The sequence below is a fragment of the Endothiovibrio diazotrophicus genome (genome assembly GCF_054657215.1).
This window is the reverse complement of sequence record NZ_BAAHXB010000228.1, coordinates 1-2,671: the sequence shown is the minus strand read 5'-3', so window position 1 is coordinate 2,671 and position 2,671 is coordinate 1. Positions and strand designations below refer to the sequence as shown.

Genomic DNA, 2,671 nt, shown 5'->3' with positions numbered 1-2,671 from the left:
CCTGCCTAAGGCCATGAAGCGAATTGACGACACGCTGATTGCGGCGTTGTCCGCACGGGCGGCGGAGGCCCCGCGCCGGCGGGCCAATCACAACCTCCACGGGGAGTTGAGCGATCCGGTACAGCGCTTCCTCAATGCCATCGAACCGGAGAGTTTCGTGCCGGTCCACCGCCACGCCGAGCCGCAGCGGTGGGAGCTGTTCATTGCCCTGAGCGGTGCGCTGGCGGTGCTCACCTTCGACGACCACGGTCGCGTGGCGACCCGCGACGAGCTGTGTGCGAGCGGCCCCCTGCGCGGTATCGAGATCCCCGTCGGCGCCTGGCACACGGTGGTCGCGTTGCACTCCGGCACGCTCCTCTTCGAATTGAAGGAGGGGCCCTACTCGCCGGTTACCGACAAGGATTTCGCCCCCTGGTCGCCCCGGGAGGGCGATGTCGCTAGCGGCGCGTGGCTCGAATGGTACCGCCGTGCCCGGCCCGGTGATTCCGTCCCCGCGTCCGGCTGACCGGCAACTGTATAATGCGAAGATCGAACAACGGCACAGTGTGGATGATTCATGAGCGACTCACCCCTTCGTATCGGCATCGTCACCGTCTCCGACCGCGCCTCCCGCGGCGAGTATGACGACCGCGGCGGTCCTGCCGTCCACGATTGGCTGCAACGGGCATTGATCACCCCCTGGGAGGCGGACGCGCAGGTGGTGCCCGATGAGCCGGAGCGGCTGAAGGCCGTGCTGGAGTCGCTGTGCGACGACCTGGGCTGTGCCCTGGTGATCACCACTGGCGGCACCGGGCCGGCGCCGCGGGACGTTACCGTCGACGTGACCCTGGCAGTGGGGGAGAAGGAGCTCCCGGGTTTTGGCGAGCGGATGCGGGCGGTGTCGGTGAAGAAGGTGGCCACCGCGATTCTCTCCCGGCAGACCGCGGTGATCCGCGGGCGTTCCCTGATCCTCAACCTGCCCGGCAGCGTAAAGGGGGTGGCGGAGTGTCTGGAGGCGGTCTTCGCCGCGGTACCCGACTGCATCGATCTGATCGGCGGCCCCCGCATCGAAACCAATCCGGCGGTGGTGCAGGCCTACCGCCCTCACTCGTAGTTTATTGACGTACCCATTGCGCGTGACCTTGCCCGGCCCGTCGGCGTGCGCTGTAATCCATTCGTAACCCTCCCCGGAACGGGACCATGTCCGACTTCGAGCGCCTCCTGCAAATTCTGACCACTCCCCGCGACTGGATCCGTTGGGGGGCGAGCCGCTTCAACGAAGCGGGGCTCCACTTCGGCCACGGCACCGACAACGCCGTGGACGAGGCGGCCTATCTGGTCACCCACGCCCTCCACCTGCCGCCCACGCTGCCCCCGGTCTATCTCGATGCGGTGCTGCTGCTGGAGGAGCGGGAGGCGGTGCTGGTTCTGCTCCAGCAGCGGCTGGAGCGCCGTCTGCCCGCGGCGTATCTCACCCACGAGGCGTGGTTCTGCGGTCTCTCCTTCTATGTGGACGAGCGGGTGCTGGTGCCCCGCTCGCCGATTGCCGAACTGATCGAGGAGGGGTTCGCCCCGTGGATCGACCATGCGCGGGTGGGCCGGATCCTCGACCTCTGTACCGGCAGCGGCTGCATCGCCATCGCCGCCGCCTACGCCTTTCCCGAGGCGGAAGTGGACGCGGTGGACCTCTCCCGTGAGGCGCTGGCGGTGGCCGACCGGAATATCGACCGGCACGCCCTGGAGGGCAGGGTGATTCCGGTGGAATCGGACCTCTTTGTCAGCCTGGGCCGGGAGCGCTACGACATCATCGTCAGCAACCCCCCCTACGTGGACGCCTGGGACATGGAGGCGCTTCCCGACGAGTATCGTCACGAGCCGGAGATGGGGTTGGCCGCCGGCGAGGATGGCCTCGATCTGGTGCGGCGGATCCTCCGCGAGGCCCCCGCGCACCTCAACGAGGGGGGGATCCTGGTGGTGGAGGTGGGCAACAGCGAGCACGCCCTGGTCCAGGCCTACCCCGATCTCCCCTTTCATTGGCTGGAGTTCATGCGCGGTGGCCGTGGGGTCTTTCTGCTTACGCAGGAGCAGTTGTCGGCCTACGCCGAGCAAGGGCTCGCGAAAGAATAACTTCCTGTTTTGGGAAGCCGATCCATCCTCTCCTGCGGTGTTGCGCAAAGGGTTGCATACAACGAGTACGCGCCCCTTTGCGCGCCTTGCTGGAGCGGCGTCTCGACGCCCCAAAACAGGAAGTTGTTCTTTCGCGAGCCCTAAGCCCGCATTTGTCGCCACCCCGGTCCGCAGGCCGGACGCTCTGCAACGAAATTTTTTTTTAATTTCCCTAAGGTTTCTCCGTCGGCCGTCGCTACAACTACCGGAGGCGGTAAATGCTCGGATTTCAGAGCATATCCGCCAAATATCAAAGGTCTACGGTCGAGCCAAAGTGCTCCCGCGGCCCTCCAGGAGTAGAAGATCATGGCCCAAGTCATCAATACCAACGTCTCGTCGTTGACCGCGCAACGGAACCTGAACAAGACCCAGAGCGCCCTCTCGACCTCCCTGCAGCGCCTCTCCTCCGGCCTGCGCATCAACAGCGCCAAGGACGATGCGGCCGGTTTGGCCATCTCCACCCGCTTCTCCGCCCAGATCTCCGGTCTGAACCAGGCGGTGCGCAACGCCAACGACGGTATTTCCA

The 2,671-nt window shown here is 65.7% G+C and carries 4 protein-coding genes; all 4 read left to right on the top strand.

What is annotated here, in order from left to right; translation table 11 throughout:
* On the top strand, positions 1-505 hold a 505-nt coding region (locus ACYQ2W_RS25905; protein ID WP_459873903.1), incomplete at its 5' end, for a WbuC family cupin fold metalloprotein.
* A 51-nt stretch (positions 506-556) separates the two neighbouring features.
* The gene (gene mog, locus ACYQ2W_RS25900) at positions 557-1,093 is read left to right on the top strand and encodes a molybdopterin adenylyltransferase (RefSeq protein WP_459873901.1); all 537 of its coding nucleotides are present in this window, start codon (positions 557-559) and stop codon (positions 1,091-1,093) included.
* An 86-nt stretch (positions 1,094-1,179) separates the two neighbouring features.
* Positions 1,180-2,106: a 50S ribosomal protein L3 N(5)-glutamine methyltransferase gene (gene prmB, locus ACYQ2W_RS25895; RefSeq protein WP_459873899.1), complete on the top strand. Its 927-nt coding sequence runs from the start codon at positions 1,180-1,182 to the stop codon at positions 2,104-2,106.
* A 345-nt stretch (positions 2,107-2,451) separates the two neighbouring features.
* Positions 2,452-2,671: flagellin N-terminal helical domain-containing protein (locus tag ACYQ2W_RS25890; RefSeq protein WP_459873897.1), on the top strand; the 220-nt coding region annotated here is incomplete at its 3' end.

Excerpts from the sequence above, each read along its gene's own strand:
- mog (WP_459873901.1), top strand. The coding sequence starts at position 557 with ATGAGCGACTCACCCCTTCGTATCGGCATCGTCACCGTCTCCGACCGC.
- prmB (WP_459873899.1), top strand. The coding sequence starts at position 1,180 with ATGTCCGACTTCGAGCGCCTCCTGCAAATTCTGACCACTCCCCGCGAC.